The 18548-nt window shown below is 58.2% G+C and carries 17 protein-coding genes and 1 pseudogene; 9 read left to right on the top strand and 9 right to left on the bottom strand.

Features of this window, described 5'->3' with window-relative positions:
* Positions 1-3: 3 nt before the first annotated feature.
* From OSJ75_RS08860 to OSJ75_RS08830, 7 genes are all read left to right on the top strand, one after another.
* Positions 4-948: a sugar kinase gene (locus OSJ75_RS08860; RefSeq protein WP_267227627.1), complete on the top strand. Its 945-nt coding sequence runs from the start codon at positions 4-6 to the stop codon at positions 946-948.
* A gap of 1 nt (position 949) precedes the next feature.
* Complete coding sequence (locus OSJ75_RS08855; protein WP_267227626.1) at positions 950-2230, top strand: D-tagatose-bisphosphate aldolase, class II, non-catalytic subunit; 1281 nt, start codon at positions 950-952, stop codon at positions 2228-2230.
* 110 nt (positions 2231-2340) lie between these two features.
* Positions 2341-3354 (top strand): LacI family DNA-binding transcriptional regulator, encoded by a 1014-nt coding sequence (locus tag OSJ75_RS08850; RefSeq protein ID WP_267228028.1) that lies wholly within the window; start codon positions 2341-2343, stop codon positions 3352-3354.
* 233 nt (positions 3355-3587) lie between these two features.
* A complete protein-coding gene (locus tag OSJ75_RS08845; RefSeq protein WP_267227624.1) occupies positions 3588-3788 on the top strand; it encodes a type II toxin-antitoxin system VapB family antitoxin in 201 nt (66 codons plus the stop codon).
* On the top strand, positions 3785-4168 hold the full coding sequence (locus OSJ75_RS08840) for a type II toxin-antitoxin system VapC family toxin (protein ID WP_267227623.1): 384 nt from the start codon (positions 3785-3787) through the stop codon (positions 4166-4168). The genes OSJ75_RS08845 and OSJ75_RS08840 overlap by 4 nt, the downstream gene beginning before the upstream one ends.
* Before the next feature lie 191 nt (positions 4169-4359).
* Positions 4360-4599: a DUF982 domain-containing protein gene (locus OSJ75_RS08835; protein ID WP_250015838.1), complete on the top strand. Its 240-nt coding sequence runs from the start codon at positions 4360-4362 to the stop codon at positions 4597-4599.
* Positions 4600-4801: 202 nt separating this feature from the next.
* Positions 4802-5788 carry an aldo/keto reductase gene (locus OSJ75_RS08830; protein ID WP_267227622.1) on the top strand — a complete coding sequence of 329 codons (987 nt, stop codon included), beginning with the start codon at positions 4802-4804 and terminating at the stop codon, positions 5786-5788.
* Between the two features lie 21 nt (positions 5789-5809).
* Here OSJ75_RS08830 and OSJ75_RS08825 read toward each other — a convergent pair whose 3' ends face one another.
* Together OSJ75_RS08825 and OSJ75_RS08820 are read right to left on the bottom strand one after the other, a co-directional pair.
* On the bottom strand, positions 5810-6820 hold the full coding sequence (locus OSJ75_RS08825) for an alpha/beta fold hydrolase (RefSeq protein ID WP_267227621.1): 1011 nt from the start codon (positions 6818-6820) through the stop codon (positions 5810-5812).
* Positions 6821-7386: 566 nt separating this feature from the next.
* Positions 7387-7986 (bottom strand): TetR/AcrR family transcriptional regulator, encoded by a 600-nt coding sequence (locus OSJ75_RS08820; RefSeq protein WP_267228027.1) that lies wholly within the window; start codon positions 7984-7986, stop codon positions 7387-7389.
* A gap of 79 nt (positions 7987-8065) precedes the next feature.
* Here OSJ75_RS08820 and OSJ75_RS08815 point away from each other — a divergent pair, with 79 nt between their 5' ends.
* Entirely contained in the window at positions 8066-9043 is a 978-nt protein-coding gene (locus OSJ75_RS08815) for an alpha/beta fold hydrolase (RefSeq protein WP_267227620.1), read from the top strand.
* Positions 9044-9141: 98 nt separating this feature from the next.
* On the opposite strand, the gene OSJ75_RS08810 is transcribed toward OSJ75_RS08815, so the two are convergent.
* The 5 genes from OSJ75_RS08810 to OSJ75_RS08790 all read right to left on the bottom strand — a co-directional run bounded on the left by OSJ75_RS08810 (position 9142) and on the right by OSJ75_RS08790 (position 13318).
* Entirely contained in the window at positions 9142-9777 is a 636-nt protein-coding gene (locus tag OSJ75_RS08810; RefSeq protein ID WP_267227619.1) for a phosphoribosyltransferase family protein, read from the bottom strand.
* Positions 9774-10448, bottom strand: coding sequence for an energy-coupling factor transporter transmembrane component T family protein (locus OSJ75_RS08805; protein ID WP_267227618.1), 675 nt, complete (start codon positions 10446-10448; stop codon positions 9774-9776). Before OSJ75_RS08805 ends, OSJ75_RS08810 begins: the two co-directional genes overlap by 4 nt.
* Complete coding sequence (locus OSJ75_RS08800; protein ID WP_267227617.1) at positions 10445-11962, bottom strand: ABC transporter ATP-binding protein; 1518 nt, start codon at positions 11960-11962, stop codon at positions 10445-10447. The genes OSJ75_RS08805 and OSJ75_RS08800 overlap by 4 nt, the downstream gene beginning before the upstream one ends.
* 81 nt (positions 11963-12043) lie before the next feature.
* Positions 12044-12619, bottom strand: a complete 576-nt coding sequence (locus OSJ75_RS08795; RefSeq protein WP_250015844.1) for an aminotriazole resistance protein — start codon at positions 12617-12619, stop codon at positions 12044-12046.
* Positions 12620-12913: 294 nt separating this feature from the next.
* On the bottom strand, positions 12914-13318 hold the full coding sequence (locus tag OSJ75_RS08790; protein WP_267227616.1) for a barstar family protein: 405 nt from the start codon (positions 13316-13318) through the stop codon (positions 12914-12916).
* Positions 13319-13567: 249 nt separating this feature from the next.
* Here OSJ75_RS08790 and OSJ75_RS08785 point away from each other — a divergent pair, with 249 nt between their 5' ends.
* Entirely contained in the window at positions 13568-17791 is a 4224-nt protein-coding gene (locus OSJ75_RS08785; protein WP_267227615.1) for a DUF4781 domain-containing protein, read from the top strand.
* A gap of 81 nt (positions 17792-17872) precedes the next feature.
* Here OSJ75_RS08785 and OSJ75_RS08780 read toward each other — a convergent pair whose 3' ends face one another.
* Positions 17873-18235 carry a nuclear transport factor 2 family protein gene (locus tag OSJ75_RS08780; RefSeq protein ID WP_250016070.1) on the bottom strand — a complete coding sequence of 121 codons (363 nt, stop codon included), beginning with the start codon at positions 18233-18235 and terminating at the stop codon, positions 17873-17875.
* Positions 18236-18355: 120 nt separating this feature from the next.
* Positions 18356-18544, bottom strand: a pseudogene (locus tag OSJ75_RS08775) (putative quinol monooxygenase); the annotation flags it as partial.
* Positions 18545-18548: the final 4 nt, after the last annotated feature.

The following is an 18548-nucleotide window of genomic DNA, read 5'->3' as shown; positions in this document are numbered from 1 at the left end:
TCCATGTCGAAAATCCTCACCATCGGCGAAATTCTCGTTGAGATCATTGCCACTGATCGCGGCAACGGATTTCGCGAAGCCGTGCCGCTGATCGGCCCGTTTCCCTCCGGTGCACCAGCCATCTTCATCGATCAGGTCGGCAAGCTCGGCCAGGAGTGCGCCATCATCTCGCGCGTGGGCGATGACGATTTCGGCTGGGTCAATATCAACCGTCTGACCGAGGATGGCGTTGATGTCTCCGGCATCGAAGTGGCTCCGCTCGCTACGACCGGCAGCGCGTTCGTGCGTTACCGCGAGGATGGTGGACGCTCCTTCGTTTTCAACATCCGCCACAGCGCCTGCGGCACGATCGAACTGTCGGACAAGGCGCTCGCGCTGATAGATGCCTGCACGCACATGCACGTCATGGGCACCGCGCTATATTCCCCAAGCGTCGTCGCCAGCATCCTCACTGCCGTCGAACGCATCAAGGGCGCCGGCGGTACGGTGTCCTTCGACCCCAACCTGCGTGCCGAAATTCTCGATAGCCCCGGGATGCGCGAAGCCCTGCGGACCGTACTGTCGATGACAGACCTGTTTATGCCGAGTGGTGAGGAACTCTTTCTCTTCGCCGAGGCAGGCACGGAAAAGGAAGCCGTCGCCGAACTGCTTGCGAAGGGCATCAAGGCGATCGTCGTCAAGCGCGGCAACAAGGGCGCGAGCTATTTCGACAAGGACACGCAGGTCGACCTCGACAGCTACAAGGTCGAGGAGGTCGATCCTACCGGCGCCGGCGACTGTTTTGGCGCCACCTTCGTCACCTTCTGGCTGAAGGGCATGCCGCCAGCCGACGCGCTGCGCTACGCCAATGCTTCCGGCGCCCGCGCGGTCACCAGGGCCGGCCCCATGGAGGGCGCCTCCACCCGCGCCGAACTCGACGCACTCATTCAAGCGCAAGGAAATGTCTGAAATGCAGAAGAGCTATCTCACCGACATCGCCAATTGGCGGAGTGGTTCGGGCGTCAAGGGTATCCCCTCGATCTGCTCGGCCCACCCTATGGTCATCGAGGCGTCGATGCTGCATGCGCTGAAGCAGGATGCCTACCTGCTCGTCGAGGCCACCTGCAATCAGGTCAATCAGGACGGTGGCTACACCGGCATGACGCCTGCCGATTTCCGGGCCTTTGCCGAGAAGATCGCCAAGAAAGTCGGTTTCCCGCTGGAAAAGCTCATTCTCGGCGGCGATCATCTTGGTCCCAATCCATGGAAAGATCTGGCGGCTGAAGAGGCAATGGCCAAAGCCTGCACGATGATCGAGGCTTTTGTCCGCGCAGGTTTCACGAAACTGCACCTCGATACCAGCATGGGCTGCGCAGGCGAGCCTGTCGCCCTGCCGGACGCGCTGACGGCAGAACGCGCCGCGCGCCTGGCAGTGATTGCCGAGACGGCCGCGAAGGGTTCGGATGGCGTCAAGCCGGTCTATATCGTCGGTACCGAAGTGCCTATACCCGGTGGTGCGATGGAGGAGCTTGATGTGCTCGAAGTCACCAGGCCGGATTCAGCTCGAGAAACCATTGCCATCCACGCCAGGGCCTTCGCGACCGCCGGTGTATCGGAGGCATTTTCTCGCGTCGTCGGTGTCGTCGTGCAGCCGGGCGTGGAATTCGGCAACGAGAACGTCATCCCTTACGATCCGGCGAAGGCCAAGGCCCTCAGCGCCACGCTTTCCGATATGCCGGGCATGGTTTTCGAAGCCCATTCCACCGACTACCAGACTCGTGAGATGTTGCGCCAGCTGGTGTTGGATGGCTTTGCCATCCTGAAAGTTGGCCCGGGTCTTACCTTTGCGCTGCGCGAAGCATTGTACGGTCTGGATCAGATCGCCGAATTCCTGTTTGCCGGCAAGCGCTCCGAAATGCTGATCGCCACCGTCGAACGCGTGATGACCGCCGACCCGAAGAACTGGGACAAGTACTACCACGGCCCGGAAGCCGAAAAGCATATCCAGCGCCACTTCAGCTATAGCGACCGTATCCGCTATTACTGGCCGCATCCTGAAATCGATGCCGCGGTCGAGACGCTTTTCGACCTGCTGGATGGCGTCGAAATCCCTGAAATGCTGATCAGCCAGTATCTGGCCGGCGCCTATGTTTCGGTTCGTGACGGTAAGGTGGAGCGAAAGGCCCGCGCCCTGGCCCTCGCCGCCGTCGACCGCGTACTGGACGATTATTTCGAAGCCTGCCGCGCCTGACTGGTGCGGCTTGCGGGGACTCAGAAGTTTTGATTGAACTGTGTTAAACTGACCAGCAAAACGGGTGGACAGCATTGTCAGACAAACCCATCAATTCGCCCATCAAGACGATGGAGGACTTTTCCGAGTTTGTCGGATTGTCCCGCCCGACCGTATCCAAATATTTCAACGACCCGAACTCGGTACGCCCGAAAACCCGTGGGCTGATCGAGGTGGCGCTGAAGGACAGTGGTTTTCGGCCAAACATGTTTGCGGTCAATCTCAATCGCCGGCGCAGCAATATCATCGGCATCATCATTCCGAATTCCACTGATCCATTCTACATGGCCCTGACGCGCCGTGTCGAACTGATCGCCAATGCCGCCGGGTTTCTGGCCTTCGTGTTGTCTTCGGATGGCAATGCGGAGATCGAAGCGCGGGCGATCGAAACGCTGAAGTCGATGAACGTCGCCGGTGCCGTCATCGCTCCGCTCGGAGTACAGTCGCAACACGAAACGCTGAAGGCGCTCGGGAAATCCATCGCGCTGGTTTACGTCGACTCTCCGCTTGACGACACCTCGCCTTTCGTCGGCACCAATAACCGCCAGAGTTTTCAGCTCATCGTCGATTACCTCGTTCGCTCCGGCGAGCCGCCTTGCTATCTCGGCATGCCGCCGGTCAATACCAATGCCGCGACCCGCGAGACTGCCTATGTCGAGGCTATGCGGCAGCTGAAGATGGAGCCGGTCGTACTGGAGATCAGTCATGACGATGGCTGGGATTTCGAGCGGTTCGGCTATGAGGAAACGAAACGGGTTCTGAGGAGCAGTGGCTTCCCGACCAAGACTATTCTCTGCGCCAATGACCGCGTCGCTTTCGGGGCCATCGCCGCCGCCTATCAGCACGGGCTGAAGATCGGACACTCGGCCGCGAGCGATATCCGTATTGCTGGCCATGACGACCATCCGCTTTCGCTTTACGCATGCCCGCCAATCACCACGGTGGCGCAGAACTACAATGAAATCGGTCGTCTGGCGATGGATCTGCTGTTCCGCAAACTCGATGAGATCGAAGGTGCAGAGGCTGCGGACGGAAGCGAGCGTATCCTGCTCAACGCAGAAATCATGCTGCGAGATTCGGCCTGAGGGGTCTCGTTGGCAGGCAGCCATCATTGCGCTTGTTGCGGTCGATCAGGCTTACGGCATCAATCCAGGCGAGTTCCCCACAACAAGAATGTATGCCAGCGTTCGACAGAAACGGATCGCACGGAAACAGCTACGAACCGTGCGGTTGGCTATTTGTGATGGCACTGCTTCCGCCGGCGTGGATGTTATCACCAAATGGTGCTATTTTTGACGCTTCAAGTGAGGAGCTCATCATGCGGTCGACCATTAATCTCGACGATACACTCATCGAGAAGGCCAGATTCCTGACCGGTACAAAAGAAACTGCGGCCCTTGTGCGCCAGGCATTGGAAACTCTTGTCCGTGTGGAGTCCGGAAAGCGCCTCATCGCGCTCGGAGGAACGATGCCCGATGCCGAGGCAGCGCCGCGCCGCCGGAGCGCAAAGGCGAAGTGATACTCGCAGATACCTCGATCTGGATCGATCATTTTCGTCGCGTCGATGCGGAGCTGCGCAGGATTATCGAAGACGACCTTCTCCTTTGCCATCCAGCCGTGATCGGTGAGCTGGCGCTTGGCGGCCTCAGGGATCGCGGCAGCGTGATCGCTTTTCTGGCAGCGCAGCGCGCGGTCGCCGTCGCGACGCACGACGAAGTCATGACCATGATCGCGCGCCACAGTCTTTTCAGCATCGGCATTGGCTACACCGATGCTCATTTGCTGGCATCCGTCCTTCTTGCCCAGCAAGCGACCTTGTGGACGAGAGACAAGCGGCTGCGAACGGCCGCCGAAAAGGCGGGCGTTTCCCTGCACCTCCCCATAAATCGTCCCAACTAAAACCGTCTGCTCCCTGGACAACGAATTGGGCAGCCAATGCTTGAGCGAGATCGGCAGGATCGATAATCGAGCAAGAAGGCTTGGCTGGCTTCGACTTCCGATCCGCGCGACACGTGGGTCACGTTTGAATCACGGGAAACGTAAATAATTGAAATTCCGCCTGATTCGGTCCCCTCGAACTCGGAAGTGCAATGCCATTCGCATCGGTAACCGTGCTCAACGAACATACGCAAAAGCCTACAATCATCCATTCCATCGAAGAAGCCGCAGAATTCATTCTTTTTGACTGGCCCATAGTGCCAGGCGGCCTGATCACATCGGCCCGGCAAGCCTGTCTCGACGCCCTGCAAGGAAAAGTCGCGGACGAAATCGTGAGAGATTTGTTTATCGCTGCCGCCAGGGAAGCCGGCATACTCATAAGCACCGCATAGTTCAGCCACGGAATTCAGCTTGGGTCATGAAACATGGACCCAACTTGCAGTGATGATGTCGTTTCGTATCATCGAAAAGTCTTGGAAAACATCCGCGTCGTGACGCAAAATTCCAAACTCGCAGGCCATGTCCGGGTATATAACCCGGCAGGTGATCGAAGTTAACGGCGGCCAGTCAATGCCACAAGGAGAACGCCCTGTCATGCAATACAGAAAATTCGGCAATACGGAGCGCAAAGTATCGGAAATCGGCTTCGGTGCCTGGGCGATCGGCGGCTCCTGGGGCGAAGTCTCGGACGCCGGCGCGCGCGCTGCTCTCCATGCGGCACTCGATGCAGGCATGACCTTCATCGATACCGCGGACGTTTACGGAGATGGCCGATCGGAGCGCATCATCGCCGAGGTATTGCGGGAGCGCAGTGGCGACAGGCCCTTTGTTGCTACCAAGGCCGGGCGACGCCTGTCGCCCCATACGGCAAGCGGCTACACGCTGGAGAACCTGACCGCCTTCATCGAGCGTTCGCTGAAGAATCTTGCCACCGACTGCCTTGATCTGGTGCAGCTTCATTGCCCGCCGACCGAGGTTCTTTATCGCCCTGAGGTTTTCGAGGCCCTGGAGGAACTGAAGCGCGCGGGCAAGATCCGCAATTATGGGGTTTCGGTCGAAAAGGTCGAAGAAGGCCTGAAAGCGATCGAGTATCCGGGTATGGCCTCGGTGCAGATCATCTACAATATTTTCAGGCAGCGTCCCGGCAACCTGTTCTTCCGGGAGGCAAAGGCAAAGGGCGTGGCCGTCATTGCGCGCGTCCCTCTTGCCTCGGGCCTGCTGACCGGGAAGATGACCTCAACAACAAATTTTGCCGCCAATGACCACCGTGCGTTCAACCGGGACGGCTCGGCCTTCGACCGGGGGGAAACCTTCGCTGGCGTACCGTATGAGGTCGCGCTGGAGGTTGTCGAAGACATCCGAAAGCTGGTTCCGGACAACGTTTCCATGGCGCAGTTCGCACTGCGCTGGATACTCATGGAAGAGGCTGTCACCGTGGTGATCCCTGGCGCCAAGAACGCGGCACAGGCAGAAGCTAACGCTGCCGCCAGCAGCATCGCCGCGCTTTCGCCCGATACGATGGCTGCTCTGCGTGAAATCTACACGCAGCAGCTAGCTCCCCATGTCCACCAGCTCTGGTGACATCCTGCCGCCTTTCCTGACTTAACTTGATCGCAGCGACTCGAGCAGGGCGTCATGGAATCGATCGGGGTCCTGTATTTGCGGTGAATGGCCAAGATCCTCGAACTCCACGAGCTTGGCGTTGGGGATGGCCGCCGCGGCCGTTTTCCCCAGTTGCGTGTAGTCGCCCAGTTTCTTGGCAATGTCGTCCGGCGCGCGGTTGGCGCCGGGCGCCGTCTTGTCGGTCATGCCGATCATCATTACGGTCGGAACCTTGATCCGATTGAATTCGTGCACCACCGGCTGCGTGAATACCATGTCCGAAGTCAGCGCCTGGTTCCATGCTATAACGGCGCCACCGCTGCCTTGATACATACCGGCGCTCATACCGACCCAGCGGTCATATTCGGGCTTCCACTGACCGGAGTAATAGAATTTCTGCTGGTAGGATTTTATGCTGTCGAAGGTCGTTCTTTTCTCTGCCGCAAAGGCTGCGTCTATCGATTGGTACGGCACCCCCTGGGCTTTCCAGTCCTCGAGCCCGATCGGGTTGACCAGCACCATCCGTCCAGTCGATTCCGGATACATCAGCGCAAAACGCGCCCCCAGCATGCCCCCCATCGAATGGCCGATCACCGTGGCCTTCTCAATGCCCTGCTGCTTCAGCAATGCCTTGGTATTCTCCGCCAATTGATGAAAGCTGAACTGATACCTGTCCGGCTTGCTCGACTTGCAAAAACCGATCTGGTCCGGCGCGATGACCCGGTAACCGGCATCGTTCAGCACCTTGATCGTGGTCTCCCACGTCGCGCCGCAAAAGTTCTTTCCATGCAGCAACACGACTGTTTCGCCATTGGGCTTGTCGGCGGCAATATCCATGAACACCATCTCGAGTGGTTGTCCCTGCCCGGTAAAGCGAAACGTTTCCGTCTTGTAGGGATAATCAAAGCCTTCCAGCCGCGGCCCGTATTCTTGTCGTTCCTCAGCCATTGCGATCATTGAACTGCAGAACGTTAGGGTGCACATAAGGGCAACTAATTTCGTTGTCGGCATGGAGGCTCCTTGGGTTTGGCGGGTCATGTAGGTAGCGGCGACATAGGCGGCAGCGAGCATTGTTGCAACGGCGGATAACGCGTCTGTGAACGCCTCGTTGGCAGCGATCGATCGATTGAAAGAGTAGCCTGACGCTCGAGAGTGCCCGCGATTCCAATCTAAAGACGGTGGAAAAGGACACCGAACTGCGTATTCCGGACGGTGGGTACAGGCATCGACCTGCGGAGGGCTGCGATAAAGCCCGAATACGTTCTATCTCTCAATAGTATCGAAATCACGGGTTTGCAGATGTTTACGGTTGAGCACATCACTCTGGCCTTTGTCACCATGGTGGCGGCGTTCGTGCTTGGAGTGTTTGTCTATGTAAGCAGGGATAGAAATGGTCGACTTTCGATAGATCGCACCATGCTTGTGATGCTCCTGGTTCCCATTCTTTCGACAATGGCCATTTTCGCTATCGTGCTCTATGTGTTGGACTGATCTCATGGCTTGACGGCATAGCGATTGTCGTTGTTGCAAATGACCAATCCGGTAGATGCCCGCGTCCCGCGATGTGTCTCTCTTTTTCAAATCAGGAGGTCACGAGCCCTGATGCCGGCCACGACTTCGCCAGCAATCTGCCTAAGGTCTTCGCGGGAGGCGCCGTCGCATGCCTGGATTGAAAGGCCCTGCAGGACGGTGACAAGGTAGCGGGACAAGGAAGCGGCTCGATCCCGATTCAGCCAGCGTTCGAGTTTAAGGGCGATGGTGTCCCGCATCAAACCTCGGCGTTCCGCCAATTCACGTGCAAGGTCGGCATGGTCCTCGCTGCACTGGATCATGCCACCCGAAATCATGCAGCCGCGCTCCCCCTCTGGCGCCGTGACGGCATCGATGGCGCGCTCGAGGAGTGTTTCGACTGCTTCGCAAAGACTAGCCGGCTGCCCGAGATTGCTCACGGCTCTTGGCAGGCCAGTATATCGATCCAGCGCCTCGCGATAGAGGCCTGCCTTGCTGCCGAACGCTGAATAGAGGCTTGGCGGCGCAATCCCGATCGCCGCCGTCAGATCGTTAAGCGAGACTCCCTCATATCCATGGCGCCAAAACAGGCGCATGGCGGTATCGACCGCTTGGTCCCTATCGAAGGTCCGTGGTCCGCCCCGGCGTTTCTTCACTATCTTATCCATAGTGATCACTAAAGAGAGCTTGACAGAATAAAGCAAGTCTTTAGTTTGTAGTGATCGCTAAACATAAGGAATGCCTATTGTGAATTATCCGATATTGACGACACAGGGGAAGCCATCGCCTTCGGGGTTGAGCGGCAGCAAACCGACGCGTACCGGCCTTGCCTCGGTGCTGTTCGCATTATGGCTGGCAATATTGATCACGATCATGCCCTCGGTCACGATGGCTGGGCAAAAGGACTATATTGTAAGATCACCGGACGGTGTCGACATCGCGGTTCAGGAAGCGGGCAATCCTGCAGGTCCGCCCATCGTCTTCATCCATGGATTGCTCGGAAGCCATCTGAATTGGGAGAACCAGTTGGCCAGCCCCGATCTTTCGCATTACCGGCTGATTACTTTCGATCTACGTGGCCATGGGCTTTCGGGGAAGCCACGGGACGCACAGGCCTATAGAGATGGACGCCTCTGGGCCGACGATCTGCGTGCCGTGCTCGAGGCGACGAAGGCCGATAATCCGGTTCTTGTCGGCTGGTCGCTGGGTGGGGCGGTCGTTTCGAATTATATTGCAGCTTACGGAGATGACGGCATCGGCGGTCTGGTCTATGTCGGCGGCGTTGTTGAACTGAAGGCCGAGCTTATAACGTCGCACCCAGAGGTCTATGCGGGCCTTGCTTCGGACAAGCTGAAGGCTCATCTCGATGCAATGCGCGACTTTCTGGCGCTATGCTTTGCAACACCGCCAGACGAGGTGACGTTCGAGCGACTGTTGTCGAACGCGGCCATGGCATCATGGATGATGACCCGAACAGTGCCTTCCATGACGGTTTCTGCGGCAGACGGGCTACCCAAGATCACGGCCCCTGTGTTGATGCTCTACGGCGAGAAGGACGCCCTGGTCATGGTGCGACCGAGCCTCGAACGCGCGAAGGCACTCAACCCGGCAATTCGCCAGCAAATCTATGCCGATTCCGGGCATGCTCCATTCCTGGAGGAAGCGCAACGGTTCAATCGCGACTTGGCCGATTTCCGGGAACTGGCTACAACGCACCGACGGTAAACGGTGAGAACGCCATCGCCATTGTGGCGGGGTTACCGGCATCCTGGACCTTATATTCAAGGTCCAGGGTAGGATCAGATTATCTTGCGGGTCTCCAATCAGAGCGTTTCGGGAATCGGCTCCCAACCCATTGTGCCTTGTTTGAACTGGGGGATATGGGCAAGGCTGTGAACCAGATCGGCGTCGGCGCCGAGCACCGACTTCCATTCGTTCGCTTCCGTCAGGATTAGTCCGACACCAACGACATTGGCCCCGGCAGCGCGGGCCAATTGGATAGACCCCTTCAAACTTGATCCAGATGCAACAACGTCATCAACAACGACGGTCCTCCTACCCTCTAAAAGCGGTATGGACTGGCGATCGAGCAGCAGCTTTTGCTCGCCCTTTGATGTGATGGACGAAATAGGCTGAACGAGCGCATCGCCGAGATGGATTTTGGGTGACTTTTGAAGGATGACATATTGATCGAGACCCAAGGCCCGGCTCACTTCCATAGCCACCGGAATGCCGAGCGTCGCTGCACCGACAATGACTTCCGGTTGCAGCGGAGCCAGCCTTTCGGCGAGCTTTTTGCCGACATGTTCGCCGAACTTGATCCCAAGGTCGATCACCATCATCAAGGAGATCGCAAAATCCGGTTTGATCGCAACAATTGGTAGCTCTACGTCGAAACCTGAGACGTCGACCCGCCATTTTTTGCCGGTATGTGGTGATATCGATTCTGTTATTGTCATTTAGCCTTCTCCTGAAACGGCAATCGGGGCTCGACGCTCAGACCGACGTTTCGCCAGGTCGTTCGCTTCTGCCGCGTATCGAACCCATAAATGGCAAGCGCCAATGAAATTGCATGCGCCATTCTGATTGCCTGCACGAGCAATGGAACGCCGCGAGCCAAGGCAAAGCGCAGCCTTGTAAAGAACGGCACGTGATCAATCTCCATTCCCCTCGCCCGTTGTGCATCGCCGATACGCTCAAACTCTTCGCGCAACATGGGAATGATCCCGAACGTAAGCGATAGAACCAGTGTGACCATTGGCGGAAGCCGCGCCGCGCTGCATGCGGAAAGAATGGAACCGGGTGTGCTTGTTTCCATCACAAAGTAAAAGGCACCGGTTGTGGCGATCAGGCGGCATGCCATCTTGGTTGCAATTGGCAGGGCATCCATCCAGGACATTCCCTGCAGCATCAGGTTCAAGCACCAACTGATGATGACCAGGCCCGCCAGCAGTGCAGCCCCTTTCAGATAGCCGCGAAACCCGGGAACACGCGCAACCGCGAGAATTCCGATTACAACGACGACGAGAAGGAGGCTCATCGGCAGGTTCGGCGCCAGCCACGCCACGCCCATAATGGCGAATGCGACGAACACCTTGATAAAGAAATTCACATTGTTCAGCCAGGTCATGCGTGCTCCAAAACGGGCCTGGGTGGCATCCAACCAAGTTTCCGGAATGCGTCGGAGGTCCATACTTCGGACGTCTCGCCGTCAAATACCATTCTTCCCTCGTCCAGGATCAACGTGCGCTCTGCAATGTCATCTATCAATTCGAGATCATGTGAAATGATCAGTGCTGCCCTTCCCTGCTTCACGAGGTCATCAAGGAATATGTCCAGCATCCTGCGGCCTTCAATATCGCGTGCGAGGAGCGGCTCGTCCAGGATCGCAAGACTGCAGCCTGTCGATTCCACGCAAGCCAGGCCAAGCATTGCCTGCGCACGCGATGAAAGCGCGAACGGATTGTCTCCGGCATGGTCTGCCAGACCGTATTTCGCAAGGCTCAGCATGGCGTTGTCGATGACAGCCGCGTCCCGGTTCGGTTTGGTGCTGCCGGTGGCCGCAAAGATGACTTCATCGAGGACAGTCAGATTGAATAGAATGCGCCGCATGTTCTGCGGAAGATAACCCACACGTCGCGCACGTTGTGCAGGCGTCCAATGACCTGCATTCGCCCTATCGATATTGACTACGCCGTCCACGACCTTGCTAAGCCCAAGCACGGATTGGAAAAGCGTGGTTTTTCCAGCCCCATTGCGTCCTATCAATCCAACGATTTCGCCCGCTTGCAGCTGAAATGAAACATCCTGCAGGACATGCTTCCCATCGGACCTCGTCAGGCTCGACTTCAGCTTGGCGACCTCTATCAATGTCTCGCCCTTTGCCGCTGCATCTCGCCGCTTCTTCATGCGGCTCGGTGGCAAGACACCGGCGCTGAGCCAGCTTTCCGAGCCCCGCATCATTGACGCGCTCGAGAGCGGCTTCGATAGACGACCATCCTTCAGCAGGCCAATTCGGTCGGCAAGGGGCGCAAGCGAAACGGCGTCCTGGTCTGCGATAAGCAGCATGGGGATCTCGGTGCGAAGCTCCAATAGCGTTTCGACCAATCGGGAACGTGCCGAGGGGTCCAGGCCCGTTGTCGGTTCATCAAGCACCAGCAGCCGGGGCCTCGCCGCCATGGCTGCAGCGATTGCCGCCATACGGCGTTCACCGCCAGACAGGGTCAGAACTCTCCTTCCTCGAAGGCTGTCAAGCTGCAACTGGCCTGACAATTCACCGATCCGCTGCCTGATCTCGGACTTCTGAACCCCTCTGTTCTCCAGGGGGAATGCGATGAGATCTTCCACGCTCAGATCCCAGAGCTGATCCTCAACGTTTTGAAAAACGATGTTTACCGATGCGTATAATACCTTCTTGCCGACAGCTGAAAACGGTGTGCCGTTAAGCTCGATTTGGCCGCTGATGGTTCCAGGCCGGATCAGGTGCGGGATGATCCCCGCAGCCGCCGACAGCAGGGTGGTTTTCCCTGAACCCGCAGCGCCGCAAATGAGCACGCTTTCTCCGTCTGCAACATCAAGGGAGATGCCGGTGAGAACAGAAGGCTTCTCACCGAACCCTATCGTCAGTTCATTTATTTTGAGCACTACATCGCCTCAGGCGCATCCAAGCGAATAGGGAAGAAACAGCCGTGCCACCGGACAACACGTGGACGGCCTCTTCATGATTCAGAACCGGGTGAACCCGGAGCTGTGGGCGCTTTTCAGTATTTTCAATGCTGGAACGACCAACATAGGCGTTCCGATCAACATCGGCACAATGTCTGAAAGTCCAAGATAGAAAACCGCCCACCAGTAGGGAAATATGCCGAGATAAGCGAGGCTGGCAGAAACGATCGCGACCATGACGAGCCCGACAACCAGGCACACAAGCGCTATTTTTACGAGCGTTGCGCGGTTGAACTGGGTTCTGTCCGGATTGAACAAGAGACCGGGCACGAGCCCAGTCAACCCGACCATGATGCCATCGACAATCAGAGAATGAGCTGGAATGAACGTGCCCGCCAAGAGAGACCAGACGATCGTTCCCAAATAGCCACATATGAAGCCGCTTCGTGCCCCAAGGAGAATGCCGATCAACGGGGGCAGAAAAGCAAAGATCCGCCATTGAATGACACCGGGAACCAGTTGAATGGGATTGGCATAGGCCCACAAAACGCCGGTTGCCGCCGCAGCTACCAATGACAGCACTATCGGAAACAGGGTATTGCCGTCATCTGGCATTGCGGTAGTCGGTTGCATCATATCAACTCCTGGAAATTACGCTGATCTTATGCAAGCAAAAATCATGCCAGCCTCCGACCCAGGCGCCCATCGAGCTTTCTCGCCGACCGGGCCAATTCCGCATCGCCTACATTTTAGGCAATACCTCTCGCGCCTGCCCAGTTGTGCGTCAGTTACATCACTGTTGCGCGCCGCCGACTGGATGCTCTCCGGCGACGACATTGCCGCGCTGGAAGCTCTCGCCATCACCGCTGGTGTCAATGCACGCGGATGGCGGGAGAAAGAGATGCAGGTGCAGGATGGATAGTGGACACATCACTCCAGGACGAGTTTGACGTTGTCTCTGGCCTCGTCACCGCCGGCGCCATGGATTTGAATGATCTCAACAAGCCAATCGAATACGGTGGGCCCCTGCCCTTTTTGCGCTCGGCCTAGATCGGATTGCACAAGTTCCCGATTGCCGGGGTGACAGCGTGCCAGCCGTTTCTCCAACTGCCTTGCCGTTTCCGGATAGCCCAGATTTGCCCGAGATACCTCTGAATCGGCCCACCGAAGCACAAATCCCCCTGGGGGCGTGCCAAAGCCTCCGCGCAGGATGTCATTAAAGGCATCAAGACTTCTTCCCCAAGTTACACCCGGAACAAGTCGTTCGCTCACCTGATCGTAAAAAGCCTCAAGTGACGTGATCTTCGTGCCGTCGAGGATATATTCTTTGGTCATCGTTCAAAACTTAGCGCACATGGTTTCGTGTCGGCAACGGCTGAAGTAACTGTTCAGCCGGTGCGTCTATTCAGTGGACCGTTCCGGCCGGAGGAAGCATCGCCTGAAGCACCGTCAGCAGTAAGTCGGCAATCGTCTGTTCAGAATTGTTACAAAATGTCATTTGGCGTTACAGCCGGCAGCTATTCTTATTGGTCCTGAGCTCCGTCACGGATTAACTATAGTTTGCATCGCATTTTGGAGGACACGATGTTCCGGATCGATGAGAATGGCAAATTCCGTTACAACAAGACAGGGAATGTGGTCACCCCCGCAAATACCCAGCAGGAACGGGCGTTTACGAGCAGCATCAATCAAGCCCTGCAGGACAGGAAGAAAGCCGGCGGGTCCGGCAAAGTTGATCCTCTCGAAGAGAAAGTCGCGGTGGTCGAGGCTGGGGATGCGCCCGAGCGCATCGCACGCGACAACGGAATCACCCTCATTGAGCTTCAAAATGCCAACAAGGGTATTTTCGGTCCGAATGACGTGCTGCATCCCAACGAGGTCATCTTCATCCCGCAGCGCGATCCGGTTCTGACAGCCAGCAGCCCCAAGGACGTCAATGGCGTACCGGCGGACGAAAAAGCCTTCCTCAATGATTTGCGCGTGCGCGGTCGGGAAGTGCTGGAAGACAAGACATTGTCGCCCGAGCAGGCCGATGCGGAACGCCAGGATATTCAGAAGGATGTAAAAGCCTATCTCGATGCCCTCCCTCCCTCGGAGCGCCAGGCTGCGGCGAACCGCCTGCAGGCGGATGCGAGGACATGGAAGGACGCGGCTCCTGCCAGCACCGCGATCAGGAATGCAGCCGCTGACAGTTTCGGCGACGCACTCCATCTCAAGGGCAAAGAGGGCAAGAGCGGCGCGATTGCAACTGACGTGAAGTCCTATCTGGAAAGCCTTCCGCAGGGCGAGCGGGCGGCGCAACTGCAATATCTGTATGATCGCAACTGGCAGGATGCGGGATCGGCCCAGACGGAGATCGAGCAGGCCGCCAAGGATATGGGCATTCGACTGAGGGAAAGTGGCCATACCGGATCGGAAGCGGAAAACACGGCGCGCGGCATCATCGACAAGGCACGCGCCGCTGGAGGACCGGCCGATGTCAAGAAAACCTTCACGGATCTGTCGCAGGGCCAGCCGCCGGAGGTGCAGCTTGCGCTGAAGCAGAATCCCGAAGCGGTCCAGCTTGTGCGCGATGCCGAAAATCAGCAGAAGGTCGATACCTGGCTGGATGGCAAGGAGCTCAAATATACGGACGGCGTGGAAACGGTCATGAAAGCCCTCAAGGGCGAGGACGGTGATCTCGGCAAGCTGGATGAGCGCACGAAGAAATACCTCCTCGACAAGGTGCTTGCCAAACTCGACACGGATAGCGGTCTGTCGGACATCAGCTATCTCGCCGAGGCGGCGAGCCGGTCCGATGACCCGGCATTGCGAACCATCGTCAGTGAGCGGATGGCCGCGCGGGCGGCAACCCTTGCCGCACCAGAATCCGGCGGGCAACCCGGTCAGGAGGACAAGTTCAGAGCACGCTATTTTGCCAATCAGGCCGTCCGGGCAAGCACACCTGCGACGGTCGGCGAGGATGGCAAATACGATATGTCGTCGCTGCGAAGCGCAATTGAAGCGCTCGGCCCGGAAAAAGCTGCCGCTTTCATCCAGTCGATCGGCTTCAGGACGGAGGCCGACACTGGACAGACAACCATGGACCGCACGAATTCGCTGCAGGCGGTTCTCATGGCGGTGAATTCGGGGGGCCATACGCGCACTACAAGCGCGGTTGTCCAGAATGTCTTTGCGCTCTCCGATACCTATAGCCCGACCTTGCGCTCGAATCCCGAGGGTGGCCCGGGTGAAATGGCCACAGCCCTCGCCCGCGAGTGGTTCCCGGACGATGCCCGGACGCGCGATGCGGAGGCTCGTCGCCTTCAGTCCATTCTCGATACCGACCAAGGGCGCGAATTGCTGTTTCCGGGAACCGGTGACGACGTCTCGCTGTCCCTCGGGGCGCGTGCCAATGCGCTCGCCATCGTCCGTTCAGACAGGAACATCAATGCCGACACCCTGAAGAAGACCGATGATCCCTGGCAAAATCCGGTTTTTGTCAATCCGCCTGCGCAGGAGACCGCAGGTCAATATCTGGAACTGCGCGGCAATGCGCCCATGGTGCTCAAGGGCACGGACCTTGAAAACACCATCGGCACCGCCATGGGCTCGAAACCGGTCATTCCGGAGGGCATGTCGGATGAGGACATGCAGGCCAAGGTGGCCAATGGCGAGCTCTCGCTCTTTGGCGGTGAAGACAACAAGCCCGTGCAGACAATCGCCGACCAGATTCGCAGGACGGCCGGCGGAGGCGACATCGCCGTCACGGTGCTGCCGATCCAGTATTCCAGCAGCCAGACGGGCACAGTGACATTGCCATTGTTCCGGGTATCGACAGCCGGTGGCGACAAATTCGTCGATAATCTCGGTCGTGAATACAAGGATTTCAACGACTGGAAGGCCAATAATCAGCTGCCTCCCGGTGCAATGACCTATCCTGCCGATGGTCAGCTTACCCAGAATCCGGATGGATCGGTCAAATTGTCCGGTCCAGAGAACACGCCGAAAACCGTCGACACTTTCGGCGAGCATGTAACCGAGATCATCGACAAGGCCGCGCTGGTGGGCGGCATCATCGTGGGCGCGGCGGTCATCATCGGAACTGGCGGTGTCGCAACGCCCATCGTTGCCGGCGTCGGTGTTGCCGCCGCCGGCTGGGGGGCCTATCGCGCCGGGACCCAGCTTGCCGACCGCGCTGAACATGGCCAGTCGATCAATCCCATCACGGATGCCGACGCGCGCATGCTCTGGCTCGACGGCGTATCGAGCATCGCCGGAGCGGCGGCGTTCGGAAGCGCCGCGAAACTGGCGAACATCGCATCGAAAGGCGCGACGCTTACCCCGACAATGGCGCGTATTCTCGGGTACGGCACGGCCATTTCAAACACTGCGGATGCGGCGGCCATCGCCAATATGGCCCACTACAGCGCTACCAATTGGGGCTCCATGTCCGGCGAGGAAAAAGCATCCGCCATCCTCTCCATGGGCTTCTGGGGCACGACGATTGGCGTGAACATGTCACACGGTCCTTCGCCGACCCCGCGAAACATTGCAGGCATGTTCAACCCCGTCACGCAGACGCGGAATCTGCTTGCGGCCTATGAACCGACCGTCGTCAAGAATCCGCAGCTCCAGGGAAACGAGATTCGCATCGTCGATGACCCGTCCGGAAACGGCGGATTTGTCATCGAGGCCGGCCCTTCCGCCTCGCAGGCGGATATAGCCAATCACAGGCGCGTTGCCCGGCTGATGTATCAGAACAACGGGTTCCAGGGAAATCTGCGAAGCTTCCTCGGCGCCGACGTCGCAAAGCCCGGCACCAAGGCCTATCAGATCCAATTCGAACTGGAAAAATTGACCCCCAAGCTGCAGCAGTTGCGCCAGGATCTGCAGAAGCCGGGCCTGTCGGATTACGAAAAAGCCCAGATTTCAGCCGAGATCGGCGATTATACCGGCTATCTTTCGGGACTGCAGCGCATCGCCACCGATCCGAAAATCACCGACCCCTCGGTCATAAAGCAGCCCTCCACCGGCCGGGAAATTGCCCGCACGGACGGGCCGGACGGCGGCCTGAAAGGCTCGTCGCAAGAGGCATATGACGATTACATTGCTGCCAATAACCTCAACCCGTCAGACTATGTCTGGTACAGGCAGCCGGGCGTCAATGGCAAGCCGGACAGGCTTGCCCTGCGCCGCACCAATGCAAGCAGGCACCTGCCTGAACTTGAAGTCGTGACTGAACCTGGCAAGCCCCCGGTCGTCCAACCGAAACCGACCATCAAACCGCAGAATCAGAAAATCGGCGATGCTGCGGAAGATTTTGCCATCAAGGACTTCAAAAAACGGGGCTATACGACGATACTCACGGCCAAGAACCCGTCCGGCCACGGGGTCGATATCTTCATGTACAACCCCAAGACAAGGCAGTATATCGTAGCCGAGATCAAGGCCAACAGTTCGAAGCTCAGCGCCGACCAGCGTCTCGGCCCGACTTACGCTCTTGACCGCATGCTCGATGCCGCAGAAGGCAATGGAAGCTGGGCTGCGGCATCGCCGGCAGACAGGTTCCGAGCCGAGGAGGCACTCCAGACACTCACCTCCGGCGAGCCCATGGACAATGTCCGTTACCTCGTCATCCGCTATGACGTCGATCAGACCACATTTGCCGTTTCCAACCCGCGTCACGCCGACTGGGCATCGCCCGACGGCTCCGGAGCGCCCGACGACGGGCTGGCGGGCGATACATATGGCTATCTGCTCACCCAGGGCGGCCCGCCGGAATTTGCGGAAACGCCAGCCTGGCAGATGGGCGATGGCGTGCCCTGAGCGCAGTTCCATGGCGAGACACAAGCTGCTGGAGCCTCCGTCGATGCGACGCTGCCCTCAACCAGCAGCGTTGCATCGCGGCTATCCCTTCACATATCCTCGACCTTCAACGATCTGTCCGTCCTGAACGCGCATGATGTTTACCCCCCGAACCCGATCCGCCGCGCTCTCGCCCCAACGGAGCCGCCAGCGGATGATGCCGCGATCCTCGCTGGCCCAGATATCCTCGGCTTCGAAGACGAGGTTCGCCGAGGATGCGATCCCCTTCCAGAAGTCGAGGCAGGCCGCACGCCCTTCGTAGCGCGCGCCATCGGGTGCGGGCGTGGTATTCTCAAGGACACAGCCGTCACCAATCAGATCATCGAGATCTTCGGGGCGATGCTTTTCGAACGCATCATGGAAACGGTTGACGATTTCGAGGGTCGTCTTGCTGTCGGCATTCATCTTTTCACCTCCTGAAATCCGGGCCTGGAAGGGCTTTTCGGCTTTGTCGGTGCGATAGAGGCTTACTGCCACTTCCCGCGGCTTCGCTCGCGGTCCTCCTTTCGCGACCTTGCGCCAGGCGTCCAGCGTGGTTTGGTCGCGCCAGCATTCGAATAGATTGACGCGCTCCGGATCGACCGCATCCGCACTTATGGAGAAGTCGAGGCAGCCATCTTGCGCTCTCGCGCGTTGCACCATGCCCTTGAAGGCTTCCACGGCACGGTCCCGCTTCTCAACGTCGGTGCGAGTGTAGCCAGCGATGATAATCATGAGC

The organism is Phyllobacterium sp. 0TCS1.6A (assembly GCF_026420825.1).
In the GTDB taxonomy this organism is placed as follows: domain Bacteria; phylum Pseudomonadota; class Alphaproteobacteria; order Rhizobiales; family Rhizobiaceae; genus Phyllobacterium.
This window is presented reverse-complemented; position numbering and strand designations above follow the sequence as displayed.